Below are 850 nucleotides of genomic sequence, written 5' to 3'. Positions count from 1 at the left end.
TGGTGGAGACTAGCGGGATCGAACCGCTGACCTCCTGCGTGCAAAGCAGGCGCTCTCCCAGCTGAGCTAAGCCCCCAAAATTTATTTTACTATCGGGAAGACAGGATTCGAACCTACGACCCCTTGGTCCCAAACCAAGTGCTCTACCAAGCTGAGCTACTTCCCGTAAAATAAGCGCGCCCGATAGGAGTCGAACCCATAACCTCTTGATCCGTAGTCAAACGCTCTATCCAGTTGAGCTACGGGCGCAAATATTAAAGATGGTGCCGAGGACCGGAATCGAACCGGTACGGTGATCTCTCACCGCAGGATTTTAAGTCCTGTGCGTCTGCCAGTTCCGCCACCCCGGCAATATCATTAATGGAGCGGAAGACGGGATTCGAACCCGCGACCCCCACCTTGGCAAGGTGGTGTTCTACCACTGAACTACTTCCGCGAATGCGGGTGAAGGGAGTCGAACCCCCACGCCGTAAAGGCGCTAGATCCTAAGTCTAGTGCGTCTGCCAATTCCGCCACACCCGCTATTTAAATGGTGAGCCATAGAGGATTCGAACCTCTGACCCTCTGATTAAAAGTCAGATGCTCTACCAACTGAGCTAATGGCTCAAAAGATGGTGCCGGCCAGAGGACTTGAACCCCCAACCTACTGATTACAAGTCAGTTGCTCTACCAGTTGAGCTAGGCCGGCTATAAATGGTGGAGAATGACGGGTTCGAACCGCCGACCCTCTGCTTGTAAGGCAGATGCTCTCCCAACTGAGCTAATTCTCCAAGATATTTTGCCTGGCAACGTCCTACTCTAGCGGAACGTCAGTCCGACTACCATCGGCGCTAAGGAGCTTAACTTCTGT

General features: G+C 52.9%; 9 tRNA genes. All 9 read right to left on the bottom strand.

From position 1 onward, the window contains the following. Positions 1-76, bottom strand: a tRNA-Ala gene (locus AC1Q7N_RS11700). A gap of 16 nt (positions 77-92) precedes the next feature. After that, a tRNA-Pro gene (locus AC1Q7N_RS11695) sits at positions 93-166 on the bottom strand. 9 nt (positions 167-175) lie between these two features. Continuing rightward, positions 176-249: transfer RNA gene (locus AC1Q7N_RS11690), tRNA-Arg, on the bottom strand. Between the two features lie 12 nt (positions 250-261). Beyond that, positions 262-350, bottom strand: a tRNA-Leu gene (locus AC1Q7N_RS11685). Between the two features lie 11 nt (positions 351-361). Beyond that, positions 362-436: transfer RNA gene (locus tag AC1Q7N_RS11680), tRNA-Gly, on the bottom strand. Between the two features lie 3 nt (positions 437-439). After that, positions 440-522 (bottom strand) — tRNA-Leu (locus AC1Q7N_RS11675). An 8-nt stretch (positions 523-530) separates the two neighbouring features. Continuing rightward, a tRNA-Lys gene (locus tag AC1Q7N_RS11670) sits at positions 531-606 on the bottom strand. 6 nt (positions 607-612) lie between these two features. Beyond that, positions 613-688 (bottom strand) — tRNA-Thr (locus AC1Q7N_RS11665). A gap of 6 nt (positions 689-694) precedes the next feature. Then, positions 695-770: transfer RNA gene (locus AC1Q7N_RS11660), tRNA-Val, on the bottom strand. Positions 771-850 lie beyond the last annotated feature (80 nt).

This window comes from Staphylococcus sp. GW823-FHT05F06 (genome assembly GCF_058795495.1).
This window is presented reverse-complemented; position numbering and strand designations above follow the sequence as displayed.